The 15,968-nt window shown below is 57.7% G+C and carries 14 protein-coding genes; 3 read left to right on the top strand and 11 right to left on the bottom strand.

Features of this window, described 5'->3' with window-relative positions; all coding sequences use genetic code 11:
• Positions 1–9: 9 nt before the first annotated feature.
• The 6 genes from aroK to tapM form a co-directional block, all read right to left on the bottom strand.
• Complete coding sequence (gene aroK, locus OKC28_RS15955) at positions 10–528, bottom strand: shikimate kinase AroK (protein WP_005317117.1); 519 nt, start codon at positions 526–528, stop codon at positions 10–12.
• A gap of 191 nt (positions 529–719) precedes the next feature.
• Positions 720–2,912 (bottom strand): type IV pilus secretin PilQ, encoded by a 2,193-nt coding sequence (locus tag OKC28_RS15950; protein WP_111587368.1) that lies wholly within the window; start codon positions 2,910–2,912, stop codon positions 720–722.
• A gap of 16 nt (positions 2,913–2,928) precedes the next feature.
• Positions 2,929–3,459 (bottom strand): pilus assembly protein PilP, encoded by a 531-nt coding sequence (locus OKC28_RS15945; RefSeq protein WP_011898454.1) that lies wholly within the window; start codon positions 3,457–3,459, stop codon positions 2,929–2,931.
• On the bottom strand, positions 3,456–4,055 hold the full coding sequence (tapO, locus tag OKC28_RS15940) for a PilO family type IV pilus biogenesis protein TapO (protein ID WP_270690274.1): 600 nt from the start codon (positions 4,053–4,055) through the stop codon (positions 3,456–3,458). The genes OKC28_RS15945 and tapO overlap by 4 nt, the downstream gene beginning before the upstream one ends.
• The gene (gene tapN / locus OKC28_RS15935; protein WP_005317129.1) at positions 4,052–4,630 is read right to left on the bottom strand and encodes a PilN family type IV pilus biogenesis protein TapN; all 579 of its coding nucleotides are present in this window, start codon (positions 4,628–4,630) and stop codon (positions 4,052–4,054) included. The genes tapO and tapN overlap by 4 nt, the downstream gene beginning before the upstream one ends.
• The gene (gene tapM, locus OKC28_RS15930; RefSeq protein ID WP_270690271.1) at positions 4,618–5,691 is read right to left on the bottom strand and encodes a PilM family type IVa pilus assembly protein TapM; all 1,074 of its coding nucleotides are present in this window, start codon (positions 5,689–5,691) and stop codon (positions 4,618–4,620) included. Before tapM ends, tapN begins: the two co-directional genes overlap by 13 nt.
• Before the next feature lie 285 nt (positions 5,692–5,976).
• Between tapM and OKC28_RS15925 the strand changes: the two genes are divergently transcribed.
• On the top strand, positions 5,977–8,463 hold the full coding sequence (locus OKC28_RS15925; protein WP_270690269.1) for a penicillin-binding protein 1A: 2,487 nt from the start codon (positions 5,977–5,979) through the stop codon (positions 8,461–8,463).
• A 61-nt stretch (positions 8,464–8,524) separates the two neighbouring features.
• Here the strand turns inward: OKC28_RS15925 and oxyR are convergent, their stop codons facing one another.
• From oxyR to OKC28_RS15905, 4 genes are all read right to left on the bottom strand, one after another.
• A complete protein-coding gene (gene oxyR / locus OKC28_RS15920; RefSeq protein ID WP_270690267.1) occupies positions 8,525–9,421 on the bottom strand; it encodes a DNA-binding transcriptional regulator OxyR in 897 nt (298 codons plus the stop codon).
• 161 nt (positions 9,422–9,582) lie between these two features.
• A complete protein-coding gene (locus OKC28_RS15915; protein ID WP_099994073.1) occupies positions 9,583–11,223 on the bottom strand; it encodes a methyl-accepting chemotaxis protein in 1,641 nt (546 codons plus the stop codon).
• Between the two features lie 224 nt (positions 11,224–11,447).
• The gene (locus OKC28_RS15910) at positions 11,448–12,083 is read right to left on the bottom strand and encodes a DsbA family protein (protein ID WP_270690265.1); all 636 of its coding nucleotides are present in this window, start codon (positions 12,081–12,083) and stop codon (positions 11,448–11,450) included.
• 82 nt (positions 12,084–12,165) lie between these two features.
• On the bottom strand, positions 12,166–13,026 hold the full coding sequence (locus OKC28_RS15905) for a Vmh family MBL fold metallo-hydrolase (RefSeq protein WP_059111481.1): 861 nt from the start codon (positions 13,024–13,026) through the stop codon (positions 12,166–12,168).
• A gap of 128 nt (positions 13,027–13,154) precedes the next feature.
• Here OKC28_RS15905 and OKC28_RS15900 point away from each other — a divergent pair, with 128 nt between their 5' ends.
• A complete protein-coding gene (locus OKC28_RS15900) occupies positions 13,155–14,054 on the top strand; it encodes a LysR family transcriptional regulator (RefSeq protein WP_059111480.1) in 900 nt (299 codons plus the stop codon).
• Positions 14,055–14,121: 67 nt separating this feature from the next.
• Here the strand turns inward: OKC28_RS15900 and OKC28_RS15895 are convergent, their stop codons facing one another.
• Entirely contained in the window at positions 14,122–14,898 is a 777-nt protein-coding gene (locus tag OKC28_RS15895) for a BPSS1780 family membrane protein (protein WP_059111479.1), read from the bottom strand.
• A 175-nt stretch (positions 14,899–15,073) separates the two neighbouring features.
• Between OKC28_RS15895 and OKC28_RS15890 the strand changes: the two genes are divergently transcribed.
• Positions 15,074–15,928 (top strand): hypothetical protein, encoded by an 855-nt coding sequence (locus tag OKC28_RS15890; protein WP_270690260.1) that lies wholly within the window; start codon positions 15,074–15,076, stop codon positions 15,926–15,928.
• The last annotated feature ends 40 nt before the right edge of the window (positions 15,929–15,968 follow it).

Below are 15,968 nucleotides of genomic sequence, written 5' to 3'. Positions count from 1 at the left end.
TCCTCTAGATTACATGCCGATCAACTTAACAATTTGATTGGCAACGATTTTAGCGCTCTGATCATCAGTCTGGATGACAAAGTCAGCCACTTCTTCATACAGCGCATTGCGCTCTTGTGCCAGACGCTCGAGCACTTCGCGCGGCGGCTCTTCGGTTTGCAGCAGTGGGCGACGCTTGTCTCTTTGTGTGCGCGCCAGCTGCTTCTCAATCGTTGTTTCGAGGTATACCACGATACCGCGAGCAGAGAGCTTGTTCCGTGTTTCTCGGCTCTTGATGGCACCGCCACCCGTCGCCAGCACGATACCCTGCTGTTCTGAAAGGTCGCCTATGACCTTCTCTTCGCGGATCCGGAAACCCTCTTCGCCTTCAACATCGAACACCCAGCCGATATCGGCACCACTGCGGCGCTCAATCTCATGATCTGAGTCGAAAAACTCCATATGCAGTTGTTCTGCCAGATGTCTACCTATGGTGCTCTTGCCCGCACCCATGGGACCTATCAGGAAAATATTGCGTTTCTCAGCCATGTCTTTTCGTTAGTAATTACAAACTGTACGACCCCGACAAACACTCGATCGGGGTACCTATGAACCTTATCTTGCGATGGATCAGGAGGGGGATTATCTCAATAGAAATCAGGACTGGCAACCGCAGCCCTTACGCCCCAGCATCATTGGGGCGTAAGGTTATATGTGTTTTACCCTCACATGTAAAGCATTCAGAAGGCGTCGGTAACTATCTTGGGTGTCACGAAAATCAGCAATTCCCGCTTTTTATTCTCGCTGGTTGTCTTGCGAAACAACACGCCAAGGCCCGGGATATCACCAAGCAGAGGCACCTTGCTGACGTCGCTCTTGATGGTCTGCTGATAGATGCCGCCGAGCACCAGGGTCTCGCCATTGTTGACCAGCACCTGGGTCGTGATGGACTGGGCGTTGATGGAAACCGCATCACCGGTACCGGTCGGTACCGTTTCACCCTTGGTATCCTGGGTCACGGTCAAGTCCAGAATAACCCGGTTGTCCGGTGTGATCTGGGGGGTAACCTTGAGGCTGAGGACAGCCTTCTTGAAGGTAACCGAGGTAGCACCACTGGAGGAGGACTCCACATAGGGGATCTCGGTCCCCTGCTCGATCAATGCAGGTTTCTGGTTGGCCGTAGTGACTCTTGGACTCGCGATAATTTCGGCCTTGCTCTCCTTTTCCAGCGCCGACAGTTCAAGATCCAGCAGAGTGCCATCCGCCAGACGAGCAACCTGGAATGCCAGGGTGCCAGCGGCGTTGGTGACCGGCAGGTTGACGTTCATCCTGTCTTCTACCCCAGGTCGAGTGATGGCAGAACCACCGTTGTTGTTGCCTGATCCATCGTTGCCCTCGATGCTGCCTGAGGTACTGTTACCGTGCCCGTCGTTCTTGGTCACCCCCCAGCGCACCCCGAGTGCCTCGTCAAAACCATCATCTATGGTGACCATGCGCGCTTCGATCACCACCTGCTTGACCGGAATGTCGAGGATATCCAGCATCCGCTTGATGTTGCTGATCACATCAGCAGTGTCCTTGACCACCAGCACGTTGGTCCGCTCATCCACGCTCACCGCCCCTCTGGCAGAGAGCAGCTTGGTGTTCTCGGAGGAGAGCAGGGAGGCTACCTCGGTCGCCTTGGCATAGTTGATCTGCAGGTATTCGGTGTAGAGAGGGGCCAACTCGGCCACCTGGTTGCGACTCTCCAGTTGCTGCTTCTCACGCAGCGCAATCTCTTCGGCAGGCGCTACCAGCAAGATATTGTTATCCAGCCGTTTATCCAGCCCTCTCACCTTGAGGATGATGTCCAGCGCCTGCTCCCAGGGCACGCCATCGAGTCGCAAGGTAATGTTGCCCGCCACTGAGTCCGTGGTGACCAGATTGAGGTTGTTGAAATCAGCGATGAGCTGCAACACGGTTCGCACCGGGATATCCTGGAAGTTAAGCGAGATAGGCTTGCCCTGATACTGTTTTCCAGCCGTTGCCGCTATGCGTTTCTTCACCTCTACGATGAACATTTTGTCAGCCTGATCGTAACGATAATCAAACTGGCCGTTGACGGAGAGCTCGAACAGGGTGTCATTGCCCTGACGGAACACCTCCACCTGGGAGACGGGGGTGGCGAAGTCCTGCACATTGATCAGGTTGAGCAGCTCATCCGGTATCCGGGTGCCATGAAATTTGGCCAACACTGTCTGCCCTCGGCTGCTGACATCCACCGCTGCAGAGCTGTTGTCCAGCATCACCAGAAACTCCCCCTGCCCATCCTTGCCCCGTCTGAAGTCCACACCCTTGACGGAATTGAAATAGGCACCGCTCGCCTCGGTGCGGGATACGGGCAAAACCGGTTTGCTGGCAACAGGGGCTGCAGCCTGGGCTGACTGGGCAACTATCTGGGTATTAATCAAGGCTGACTGGGTGACGGCTTGTGTATTGACAGGCGCAGACTGTGCTGACGATACCATGCCGGATGACTGGGACGAGGCAGGAGGCGGCATGCTTGCCTTGTCTCCCAGCGCCACCAGCAGCTTGTTGCCCTGCTGATGCACCTGATAAGGGGTCAATTGGTCAAGGGCAATCTTGATGTCGAGACCTGTCCCTTTACCCTCTACCTTGAGGTTGTCGACCCCCTGTTGCTTGATCGGCAGCGGATTGACATTGAGCGCCCCCACTGCCCCAGGCACATGCAACAGCAGCTGGTTAGGCTGATAGGAGAGGCGGTCGGTAAATCCGCTGACGGGTTCACTGAAGCTCAGCTCCAGCAACAGCTGATCGGCCATCAGCGGATTGACCCTGACCTCTTGCAATGTGGCCACGGCCCAGGCCTGGCCACATACTCCGGCGCAAAACAGCAGAACTACTCTGGTGACACTACCTATTGTTGCTCTCATCGCAGTTCATCCCTGATTATCGTTTTGCTTCAAGATTGGCCATGCTCAACTGGGTTTCTCTGGTGACCCAACATCCTTTGCCATCCGGTACAGTCTCAATCAAATCCACGCTAGTGTCAGTGATCCTGATCACCCGCCCCTGATCCAATCCCATGTGCTGATTGAGACCAACCCGTATGGATTGACCATCCGGCGTCCTGACCAGAGCCCACAGCTGCCCTTGCTGGCCAAGGGAGCCCTGCATGATGAGGTTGGCCAGAGAGTACCTCTCCAGTACCTCCTTCTCCCGGTTGGCCACTATCTGGGCACAATCAGGCTTTACCTTGGCATCGACCTTGGCACTGCTGGTCTCCGGCTGGGGAGTAATAAAGGGGCTACGCTGCTCACTGAGCCGATAAGCCATGGGAGAAAAGGGTTTGATTTCAGGCAATGGTTCAATGGGGACCGGCTTCCTGGCCTTGGTCTGAGCCACATAGTTATCCATGTCATCCTGGCCACTGCAGGCGGTCAGCAAACACACCGGCAATAGCACGCAGATCATTCTCATTTTTGCTGCCCCACTGACTTGCCGTTGTACTTGTAGGTCTTGGCCAGCATCGACATGGCGATCAGCTCATCTTCTCCCTTGCTCTGGCCAAGGTTGAACGACTCAAGGATGACAATGCGCGGCAAAGCCGCCATGTCCGCCGTGAACTTGCCAATCTGATTGTAGGTGCCCACCACTTCGATACGCATGGGCAGTTCGGTGGAAAACTCGTGCTTGATCTCTGACTCCCAATTGATGCGATTCAATTTGAGGCCATTGTCGGTCGCGATGAAACTGATATCGTCCAGCAAACCCGCCACCTCATGAGTGTTGGGTAACTGCTTGAGCTGGGCATCCACCAGTTGTTCAAGCTGCACCATTTGCGCCTTGTATGCGCCCAGATTGGCCGCAAGCATCGCCTTGCTCTCAAACTGCCCCTTCAGCTCCGCCTCTTTATTTGTCTCCTGTGTCAGCAAGGTCAACGAATTTGCTATCACGTAGTAATAGATGGCCCCCCCCAGCAACGTACAGAAAAACAGGATGAAAATTCCTTTGGCCAGCTTGGGCCAGCTGGCAATGCTGTTGAGATCCAGTTCATTGAGTTGTTGCAGGTTCATTGTTGCCCCTTAGTCACATCGACGGTGACGCCGGCTGTCGTCGCGACCAGAAACATCATGGAGAACTGACTCAGCGACACAGGTGCGACATCTGCCGCAAAAATCGTGCTGATCTGTGACTGGCTCAGCCAGCCGGAACCATCGATGCGCCGCATCATGCTGGCGACCCTGCCATAGGCTTCAGTCTTGCCGTTGACGTCGATCCGGTTGCTTTGCAAAGCAAGCGTATTCAGATAAACCCCATTGGGCACCAGCGAAGGCAGCTGATTGAACAGGCGAACCGGCAGATTGCGACGCATCTGCAGCTGTTCAATCAACTGCATGCGATCGATCAGCTCCTTGCGTCGCTCCTTGAGCAAGCGGATCTCGCCAAGTTGCGCATCGAGTATGGTCATCTCTTGCAACAAACGCTGATTGCGTTGCTGCTGATGGCTGATCTGCTGCTTCACCAGCCAGTCGGCGGCAAAGCCGAGAGAGGCGGTGATCGCCAGGAAAATCCCGAGCATGACCCCGAACTGTTTCTTCTGGCGCAGGGCGCGGGCTTCACGCCAGGGAAGGAGGTTTATATTTGACATGGTGTGAAGCTCCTCAATGCCAGTCCCAGCGCCGTCATGTACTTGGCACCATGGACCACACCGCCCTCCCCTTTAGGCTTGCCAAACAAGCTGAAAGGATCCGGATGCAATACCTCACAATTGAGTTCATCTTGCAGTTGGCTGACAAGCCCGGGCAGCAGGCTCCCGCCTCCGGTCAGGACAAGCTTTGACAACTCCCGATAGCCAGAGGAGCTGCAAAACAGCTGAACGTTGCGCCTGACTTGCTGCAACAGGGCATTGATATGGGGTAACAGCACATCCAGCTCATGGTCAGCGGGCAGAGTGCCTTTGATCTTGCCCTGCTCGGCTTCCTCCAGGCTCATGCTGTAAAAAGAGGAGAGTGCCTGACTGTATTGATCCCCGCCAAAATTCTGCAGTCTGGAATAAATCGTCTGGCCTTTGACCAAGGCCGCAAACGTCATGGCACTGGCCCCGATATCGATCACTCCAACCGGTTTTTCCCAGGCAAGCAGCTCGGGCTGGCAGGCGAGGACGGCGCGCCCAAGGGCATGAGCTCCCACATCCACCACCTTGGTGGTCATGCCCGCCTCTGCCAGGGCGCTGACCCGCCCGTTCACGCTTTCGGTACGGGCCGCACTCAACAACACTTCCTGCCGGTCCTGATCACTGGCCAGGCTCAGGATCTCAAAATCCAGGCTCACTTCATCGAGGGGGAAAGGGATGATCTGCTCGGCTTCCAGCTGTACCTGATTTTCCAGTTCATTTTCGCTGAGGCGAGCATCGACCTGGATCACCTTGGTAATGACATTGGAGCCAGTAACGGCAGTGGCCGCATACTGGCTGTTGCCATTGATAAGGCGCTTGAGAGTCTTGAGAGACTGGCTGACCCGTTCGATATCCTGCAACTGGTAATCGACCAGGGTGCCCTTGGGGGTAACGACTTCCGCCACCGATTCGAGATGCAACTTGCCGGGGCGACCAGTGATGGTCACGGCCTTGATGGTCTGGCTCCCAAAATCAATACCTGCCAAGGGAAGCAAGGAACCTTTATTGAATAGCCCAAACATATACACATCCATGCGTTATTGGGTTTTAGGATTGATTGTAGGACAGCTCACAGCAAGGTGATGGCTTAACTCATCCTAAATGCTCTATCTATCAATGTCATAAAGTTTGTACCGAAAAGTGATGCATCTCGCTTTCTGGCTGCCCCCACCTCCCCTTGGTTATTGAGCCACAGAATGCTAACCTCCCGCCTCTTGTCGAGGACCCTGACTACGAACAGGAAAACCTCGAATTTACGGAGGCAAAAGGGCTATACTCTGCGCCCGTTGGCTAATTTTAAGACGATTGGTAGTTCTTCCATGCTGAAATGGCTCGTACGCCTGTTTATTGTCATGATACTGGGTGCAGTGCTGGGTGTTGCCAGCCTCATCGGTATCTACTTCTACATCAAGCCCCAATTGCCGGATGTGACCGCCCTGCGCGACGTCAAGCTGGCCACCCCGATGAAGGTGTACAGCCGGGATGGGGAATTGATCTCCCAATTTGGCGAAATTCGTCGCATCCCTCTGCATCTGAACGAAATTCCCCAACCCATGATCGATGCCGTGCTCGCGACCGAGGATGCCCGCTTCTATGAGCACCCAGGTATCGACCCGATCGGTATCGTTCGGGCTGCCACTGTCTGGGCTGTTTCCGGCCAGGCTCGCCAGGGTGCTAGTACTATCACCCAGCAGGTCGCCCGCAACTTCTTCCTGAGCAACGAAAAAACCATAGTGCGCAAGGTCAAGGAGGTGTTTCTGGCCTGGCGCATCGAGCAGAATCTCTCCAAAGACGAAATTCTGCAGCTCTATCTGAACAAGATCCCCCTCGGTTACCGTGCCTTCGGGGTCGGCGCAGCCGCTCAGGTCTACTTCGGCAAAGAGGTCAAGGATTTGACCCTGGACGAGATCGCCATCATAGCCGGCTTGCCCAAGGCACCGTCCATGCTGAACCCGATCCGTTCACCGGAACGTGCCTTTGCCCGCCGCAACGTGGTGCTGGGTCGTATGCTGGAAACCGGCAAGATCACCCAGGCCCAGTATGACGAGGCGTCCAAGATGCCCATCAAGGCCCGTTATCACGGTGCCGAGATCACCCTCAATGCTCCCTATCTCGGGGAGATGGTGCGCCAGAAGATGGTGCAGCAATTCGGTGAAGATGCCTACACCATGGGCCTGCACGTCTATACCACTGTCAGTGCCAAGCGCCAGCGCGCCGCCCGTCAGGCCTTGCTGGATGGGGTGTTCGACTATGACACTCGTCACGGCTACCGTGGCGTGACAGCCCAGCTGTGGAAATCAGGCGAAGTCGATTGGGATTACGAGCAGATAATGGCCCATCTGGCCAAGCAACCCACTTATGAACCCCTGATGGCGGCCGTGGTCACCAAGCTGGATGACAAGGGGGCGACCCTGGTGCTGAAAAATGGCAAGCAGGCTGAGCTTGGCTGGAACGGCATCAAGTGGGCTCGCGCCTTCATCACAGACGATCGCCAGGGCTACGCCCCCCGTTCCGCCCGTGATGTGCTGAAAGTTGGCGCCCAGATCTGGGTCCGAGAGAAGGGCGAAGCCTTGCTGCTCTCCCAGATCCCCGAGGTCAACGCTGCTCTGGTGGCCATGAATCCGCAGGATGGTGCCATCGAGGGACTGGTCGGCGGTTTCAGCTTCGAGCTGTCCAAATTCAACCGGGTCGATCAGGCACGCCGCCAGATAGGTTCCAACATCAAGCCTTTCCTCTATGCCACAGCGCTTGAGCAGGGTTATACCCTGGCCTCCCTCATCAACGATGCCCCCATCAACCAGTGGGATCCCTCCAAGGGCCCCATGTGGCAGCCCAAGAACTCCCCGGCCATCTACGAAGGCCCCACCTCACTGCGTCTCGGCCTTGCCAAGTCCAAGAACGTGATGTCGGTGCGGCTGATGCGCGCCATCGGTCTGGACACCTATATCGACGGTCTGACCCGCTTCGGCTTCGCGCGCGATACCATCTCTGCCAACGAATCGCTGGCTCTGGGCGCCGCCGAATTCACCCCTCTGGAAGTGGTGCGCGGCTATTCAGTCCTTGCCAATGGCGGCTTCCAGGTGACCCCCTACTTCATCACGGAAGTAGTCGACAGCTTTGGCGTTCCCGTTTATCAGGCCAATCCGGCTGCAGCCTGCCGTGATTGCGGCGTACTGGCGGCGGCAGGCCTCGACAGTGCCGATGCCTATGCCAATACAGCTCCTGACTGGAAGGCCCAGTGCCCGATCGATCCTGTCGTGCCCAACAACATGGCGCCGCAGACCATCAGTGCCCAGAGCGCCTTCCTGGTCACAGATACCCTGACCACCGCCATCTGGGGTGGCAATGGCTGGCGCGGTACCGGCTGGCGCGCGGCGCGGGATCTCAAGCGTCACGATATCTCCGGCAAGACGGGTACCACCAACGAATCCCGTGATGCCTGGTTCTCCGGCTATACCCCGAATCTGGTCGCCACCTCCTGGATCGGTTTTGACAACCACCAGCGTGGTTTGGGCCGGGCAGAGTTTGGTGGTGGTGCTGCACAGCCCATCTGGATCGACTTCATGAAGACGGCACTTAAGCAGGTGCCCGAGCGCAAGATGCCGGTACCGGAGGGGATCATCACGGTGCGGATCGACCGTGAAACCGGTCTGCTGACCAACCGCGCAGACGGCAGCACCGAGGAGTTCTTCAAGGAAGGCACTGAACCGACCCGCTTTGCGACCCAGAGCTCGGACGGCAATCAGGTATATGGCGGCGATGGCTCGCCCACTGACGGACCCGTCTCCACCGACGATATCTTCTAAGCAACACCAGATGACAAAACCGGCGCCAAGGCGCCGGTTTTCTTTTTCTACGCCTGCAATGTCAGCCGAGCAGGCTCTTCATCAGGCTGGAAATGCGGGAGGCCAGCTCGTTGAAGCAGGGCCTGCGTACCGAGTAGTGACGATAGAGCAGTGAGATGGTACGTCCCGGCACTGGGTCGACCACAGGCCGATAGCTGACGCCACCTTCCTCGGCATTGGCAGGCACGGCAAGCCTGGGCACCAGGGTCATGCCACTGCCGGCAGCGACCATGTTGCGCAGCGTCTCCAGACTGGTGCCCTTGAAGCGGTGATCCTCACCAATGCCGGCGGCAAAACAGAATCCCATCGCCTGATCCCGCAAGCAGTGACCATCGGCCAGCATCAGCAGTTTCTTGCCCTTGAGATTGCTGAGCGGCACAGCCCTGGCCTTGGCTTCCGGGTGGTGCTGCGGCACCGCCAGCCACATGGGCTCCTGATAGAGGGGGATGGAGCCAAACCCTTCCATGCCGTCCAGCTCGGCGAGGATGAGGCAATCCAGCTCTCCCTCCTCCAGCCGTTTGAGCAGCACCTGGGTCTGCTCCTCATAGAGGTAGAACTCCAGCTTGGGAAAATGCTCGCGCAGGTCCTGAATGATGTGGGGCAACAGATAGGGACCGACGGTGGGAATGAAACCGATATGGATCTCGCCAGACATGGGCTCGGCAAAATGCTGGCCTATGTTCTTGAGTTCACGCACTTCTTTTAGCACCTTGCGCGCCTGATGGGCCATGGCATCACCGGCCGGGGTAAACAGCACCTTGCGGGAGGTGCGCTCAATCAGGATCACCCCCAGCTCATCCTCCAGCTTGCGCAGCTGACCGCTCAGGGTAGGCTGGCTGACAAAGCAGCGCTCCGCCGCCTTGCGAAAGTGCTTCTCCTCTTCCAGTGCCACCAAATACTCGAGATCGCGAAGGTTCATACATCCAGAATCCTGCCAACCAAATGGGCCATTAGCATGCCCAAGAAAGACAGGAGGGACAAGGGATGGTGACTGAATGGAAAAAGAGGAGTGGATGGAAAAACAAAACGGGCCTGGATCCAGGATCCGGGCCCGCTCAAGCGGCGAGTGTCAAACCGTCATTACACCCGGAAGCGGCGCACCATCTCCTGCAGCTGGTTCGCCAAGTGATTGAGGTCGTTGCAGGCTTGCGCCATCTGGGTCGCACCGGCCGCCACCTCTTCCGAGGCGTGGCTGATGTTGACCACGTTGCGGTTGAGCTCTTCGCTCACCGCCCCCTGCTCTTCGGTTGCGGTGGCAATCTGGATGTTCATGTGGGAGATGCTCTCTACCGAATTGCTGATCTCCGAAATGGACAGTCCCGCCTCCCGGGCTGTGCTCACGGTGGAGTTCATCATCTCCTGGCTCTGCTGCATGGTAGTGCCAGCCTGCTCGGCCCGCTGCTGCAGCTCGGCGATGATGGTGTTGATCTGGGAAGTGGAGTCCTGAGTGCGTTTGGCCAGAGTGCGCACCTCATCGGCCACCACGGCAAACCCACGGCCCTGCTCACCGGCTCTAGCTGCTTCGATGGCGGCGTTCAACGCCAGCAAGTTGGTCTGCTCGGCTATGCCACGAATGACCTCCAGCACCATGCCGATATTGCGGCTGTCATCGCCGAGCTGGCGGATCACCACTGCCGTGCTCTCGATGGCACCGGCCACCTGCTCAATGCGTTTGATGGAGTCGTTGACGGTATTGGCTCCCAGCTCGGCGGAGCTGCTTACCTGAGTCGCGGCACTGGCGGCGTCACTGGTATTGCGGGAGACCTCCTGCACTGTGGCCTGCATCTCGTTCATGGCGGTGGCCAGCTGGTTCAGCTCATGCTGCTGATTGTTCATGTTGCTGGCGGATTGGCGGGCGACGGCGCTTATCTCTTCCGCCGCTGAGCTGAGTTGCACCACAGAGCCAGACACCTCGCTGACCAGATTGCGCAAATTGCCCTGCATCTCGCCAAACCCCTTGGCCAGCTTGCCCAACTCGTCGTTATTGAACCACTTCAAGTCGAGGTTAGCCGCCAGGTCCCCCGCTGCGACCTTGCCCACCAGCTCCAGCAATTTGTTGACCGGTTGCTTGATCTGCTGGGTCAGATACCAGGCCACCAGCACCACAAAGATCAGCGTCACCAGCCCGATGGCCACACTGAGCTGCTTGGCGGACTCGTATGCTTGATCGCTGTTTTTCTCCATCGCCAGCCCAATCCTGTCGTTGATCTCACGCAAGGTCATGGTGAGCTTGGTCGCCTGTTCCAGGGTTGTGCGCGTCAAGCCGTCCCGATAATCCCCTATGCGGGCACTGTCGTTCTGCATCACAGCCTGATAGAGCTGATCATGGGCACTGAAATAAGCCTCCCCTGCTGATTGCAAGGCGCGATATGCCTGCTCTTCATCGGTTGCATTGAATTCCAGGCGCCCATAGTCAGCTACTGCCTTGGCAAAACGCCCTTTTGCTTCAGTGACGCTATCGTTGCGTCTTGTGATGTCGGCGCTGTCATTGTTGGTCCGGGCAATCACCATGGCCAACTGGGCTCTGCGTGCATCCAGCAAGGCTACGTGCATCTGACTGGCATACCGAATGGAAGGTACCAGGTTATCAGCAATGAGCTGGGTATTGTTGTTCAGGTAGGAGAGCCGGGAAATCCCGAAACCTGCCAGCACAAACACAAGCAGCGCCAGCACCGCAAACCCACTACTCAACTTCTGACCGATAGACATATTTCTGAACATGATTGATATCCTTGGCAGCTGGACGCAAACCCGTGGAGCCACACTCCCGAGCAACTTCCCATAAAGCATAGCGTGATGAGTGCAAGCGGATGATTTTCAAACTATCCGTCAATCGATATATCGTCATATCAGCCAAGGGCTCGGCGCAGGGCGGTTAGATGAAAAGCGGCATCTCGCCACCAAGCCCCCTGCTCATCCTGCGCCTCAACAGCAGGGGAAGGAATTCAACGCCCCATCAGCTCCCGGATCTTGCGAGCAAATGCCTCCGGTTCCCCCAGGAAGGACGAAGCCGACACAGGCGTCACTTTGACACCCTGCACCAGACCCAGAGTGGGATAGCCCTGACCGCCGAGGCGGCGCATCCAGCCCTGGCTGTCCGCCAGATGAGTGGTCAGATCCACGTTCTGATAGGCATCAGCAAATGCAGCTGAGTCAATGCCCTGCTCTGCCGCCAGGCTGCTCAGGTGCGCGAGGGAACCGACCCAGATGCCATCGCGATAATGGGACTGCTGGATGCGATGAAGCAGGGCCAGGCCATTGCCACCCAGTGCAGTGATCGCCAGGATGGCACGGATGGGCTGCTCCGAATCGAGCAAGAGGCCATCACTGAGCAGCAAGTCGTTGAAGTAGCGCTCGCCAAAGGGTTGGCCGGTCAGGGCCTGGATCCGCTCGTCATGAGGGCGAACGTAATCGCGCAGGGCCAGGCCCATGGGCTGGCGACGCTCGCCAAGCCAGAGGCCGCCGGCATGGAGTTCAATGCGAAGGCCCGCTATCCCGGCAGCCGCTTGCAACAAGGGGGCTGCGCCATAGCACCAGCCGCAGAGGGGGTCATATACGTAATGCAGGCTTGTCTCTTTCATGTGATTCACTCTCGATTGTCTGGCTAAAAAAAACCGGGCCCCAGGGCCCGGCAAAAAACACAGGGAAAGCAGGCTCAGTGGCTTACCACTTCATTTCGCCGGTGTTGACCTTGGCACCGATGGCCAGGCCGTCATCGACCGGCAGGGACGGGAAGGCTTTCTTCATGCTTTCAATCAACTCGCCAGAATTCTTGGATGTGGCCAGCTCCTGCTCGAAACGCTGTACGTAGTCACGGGTAAAGGTCACGGCTTCGGTTCCCTTGGGCTCAGTGCCCAAGAAGTGGCCCGGTACGACGCGCTCGGGCTTCATCGCCTGCAATTCGTTGAGGGTCTTCACCCAGTGAGCTCGGGCTTCCTTGGTCTGGCTGTCCGCCATCCACACGTGAACACCGTGATAAACCGGTACACCACCGAATGCGGTCTTGATGGACGGCGCCCAGAGGTAAGCGGTCGGGGTGTTCATCTCTTTAATTTCAATCTTTTCCCCTTCCAGGGTCAGGTGGTTGGCCGTCAGTACCTGAGGTACTGTCAGGCTCTTGGGTGCACCTTCGCCCAGTATGGGTCCCCAATAGGTCAGCTTGTCATCTTTGGTCTTGTTGATGTGGTCGATCACATGCTGGTCTGCCAGCACTTTGACACCAGGGAAAGCAGCCATGATGGGCTCCAGACCGAAGTAGAAATCGGGGTCGCCCGCACTGATATAAACGGTGGTCAACTGCTTGCCGCTTTTCTTGATCATGTCGACCAGGGCCTGACCGTTTTTCACATCAAACTGGGCGTCGATCAGAATGGCCTCTTTGTCGCCAGCCACCAGGGAGGAAGAGACCGGGAAGATCGCTTTCTCGCCCGGGTTGTAGACAGTCACGGTCAGGGGGCCTGCCAGGGCAGCGCCACTCAACAGGGTGGTAGCCAGGGTCAGATTGCGGATCAGGGTATTGTTCATCGGGTATTCCTTATCAAGTCATCGGGTGGTTCATCTGATGGACACAGTTTATTGGATCATTAACGGTACAAATACAGCATAATAAGCGCATCACTGTTGCATTAATCGAACATATAGAGGACCTGCACATGGATCGACTGACCGCATTACGGGTCTTTGTCAGCGTAGTCGAACAGGGCAGCCTGAGTGGCGCCGGGGAGAAGCTGGAGATGTCGCGCGCCATGGTGACGCGCTATCTGGCGGAACTGGAACAGTGGATGGGGGCTCGTCTGCTGCATCGCACCACACGCAGACTGAGCCTGACCGGCCCGGGGGAAGAGGCACTGAACCGGGCCAGAGCCATGCTGGCGCTGGGGGAAGAGATGGAGCAGATCGCCATCCGGGGCGATGAGGCTCCCAAGGGACAATTGCGTATCACCAGCAGCTACTCCCTATCGGAAGCCCTGCTGGTGGGCGCTGCCAATGACTACCTGGCCCAGTATGCGGGTACCGCCATCGATATACTGCTGCTGGACCGCACCGTCAATCTGGTGGAGGAGCGGATCGACTTGGCCATTCGCATCACCAATGATCTGGATCCCAACCTGGTGGCCCGCCGGCTCGGCACCTGCCACTCAGTGGTCTGTGCCAGCCCGGCTTATCTGGCAAGACACCCGACTCCACAGAAAGTGCAGGATCTCGCCCTGCACAACTGCCTCACCTACACCTATTTTGGCAAGAGCCTGTGGGAGTTTCAGGGGCCGGCCGGACCGGAATCCGTGCCAGTCAGCGGCAATCTCAGCGCCAACATCTCCAACCTGCTGCTGGAGGCCACCCTGGGCGGGGCAGGCATCAGCATGCAGCCCCGTTACTCGGCGCAACCTTATCTGGAAAGCGGTGCTCTGGTGCCCCTGCTGAGCCAGTGGCAACCCAAGCGGCTCGGCGTCTACGGTGTGTATGGTACCCGCAAACAGATGTCTCCCCTGTTGCGCAGCTTCCTCGATTTTCTGGTGGTCAGAATGGGGGCCGACCCCATGTGGCAGGAGTAACGCGACGCCATGCAAAAGGGGCCCGCAGGCCCCTTGTCAGGGTATATCCCGGTCAGTTGTAGCCGGATCAGGCTTCAAAACCGGTCAATGGTGCCTCGGACTGAGCCTCCTGAGCCACATCCAGATAGATCTCCCGATACGCCACATAGATGGAGTAGTTGAGGGCCGGTATCACCACCAGCAGGCCAATCAACATCAGGGCGGCACCAAACAGCATCAGACCAGCCGTGATCAGGCCCCACCAGAGGAAAGGCCACATGTTGGTGAGACAGCCCCTGAAACTCAGCCTGGCTGCCTGCAATATGCCCATATCGTGGAAATAGATGAGGGCGGGAGCGAAGGTGATGGCCATCAGCACCGGGATCAGCAGTGCCAGCCCCAGCAACAGACAGAGCAAGAGCCCTTGCGCCTGCGCCACGCTCACCACCATGGATTCGGGATCCTGGGTCAGCAGGGAGGTCAGCCCCCACATGGAGAGCAGTCCCAGACAGATGAGACCGATCAGGGTGAACAGGGCCAGCACCAGCAGGCCCCCCAGTATCAGCGGGGTCAGCTTGTTGCGAAACCCGGCGAAGAAGTCGGCAAACTTGAGCTGATTACCCTCGTAACCTCGCTGGGCCACTACCACCCAGCCAGCACCCCACACCATATAAAGCAACTGGGAGATGAGGCCGCCAGCAGGCAGGCGATCCAGCAGCAGACCGACCGCGAACCAGATCAGGACCATGGCGACACTGACGCCCATGCCCTTGTTGAAAATATCGAAGCCGGATCGTACCCAGACCCAGCCACGCCCGATGGGGTGACGGGCGGGTTCGGCTCGCAGGGGGGACAATCCATTCATAACGTTTCCTCAGATGATAACGGGCTGGCTGCCGATTCTAGAGCCATGGGCCGGCTGACTCAATGGCGGTGACCATAGGCGAGCACTTCGCATGTCATGGCTGCTTGTATCAGGCGTTACAGTTATCATGAGAGACCCCGCACCAGGGGCATTCACTTATTCAAGAGAATCCAAGATGCGTAAACTTCATCTGGCACTGATCCTGCTGGCCTCACTGCTGCTCAATCTCTGGCAATGGCAGGCCCAGCCTGCCACCGCAGGCCATTCCCAACCCGAGCCCGATACAGCCCCCAGGACGGCGCAGTGCGACGGGGCTGCAAACCCGAACGCCAGCCAGAGCACCAGCCAGAACCTGATGGCCAAGCTGCCGGGCAAAAGTGCTCAGGGGGAGCCAGCCACCGCTCAGGAAGCCATTCCCCCCAATCCGGAGCTGGAGGCCGCCATCAGCCAGTGGAGTCAATCCAGCGACGGCTCTGTGCTGATCGAGCGCCTCTACGATGCAGAGCAGGGCCGCCATCTCACCACGGTATTCGACCGGCTGGACGTAGTGGAAGATGTGCGCGGTCAGGTGCAGGAGCTGTTGCGCGAACTCTACCGCCTCGGCTTCGATCACCCCGATGCCTATGAGCAGGAGAGCCAGCGGCTCTGGAGCAATATCAGCAACCTGCTGGGTGAGGATACCCGCATCCGGCTGGAGCAGGATCTCTACTCGGGTGACATCAATCGGCTGCTGGAGATCCAGGGCCGGCTGGCGGAACGCGGCGAGCTGCTTGCCCCGACCCAGCACCAATCCCTGACGCGTCTGCTCAGTGATGCCAACCAGCAACTGTCCCAGCAGGAGAGTGGCGATGCCAGTACCTATCTGGAAAACCAGAAGGCCTATACCCAACGCGTGCTGGAGAGCAGTCGTGCCTTCCTGAACCCGAGCCAGCTGAAAGTGCTGCAAGAGATGTTGGAGCTGGATCTGGTGCGCCAGGAGGTCTCGGTCCAGATGGAAGCCATCTACCAGCACTTCCAGCCAGCCTCCTGATGCCCTTAACCTTGTTCGTTTGACCCAACCCATAGCGTGG

This window comes from Aeromonas sp. D3, from assembly GCF_027705025.1.
Taxonomy (GTDB): domain Bacteria; phylum Pseudomonadota; class Gammaproteobacteria; order Enterobacterales; family Aeromonadaceae; genus Aeromonas; species Aeromonas salmonicida.
Note: the sequence above shows the minus strand (reverse complement) of the source record. Positions and strands in the feature narration are given on the sequence as shown.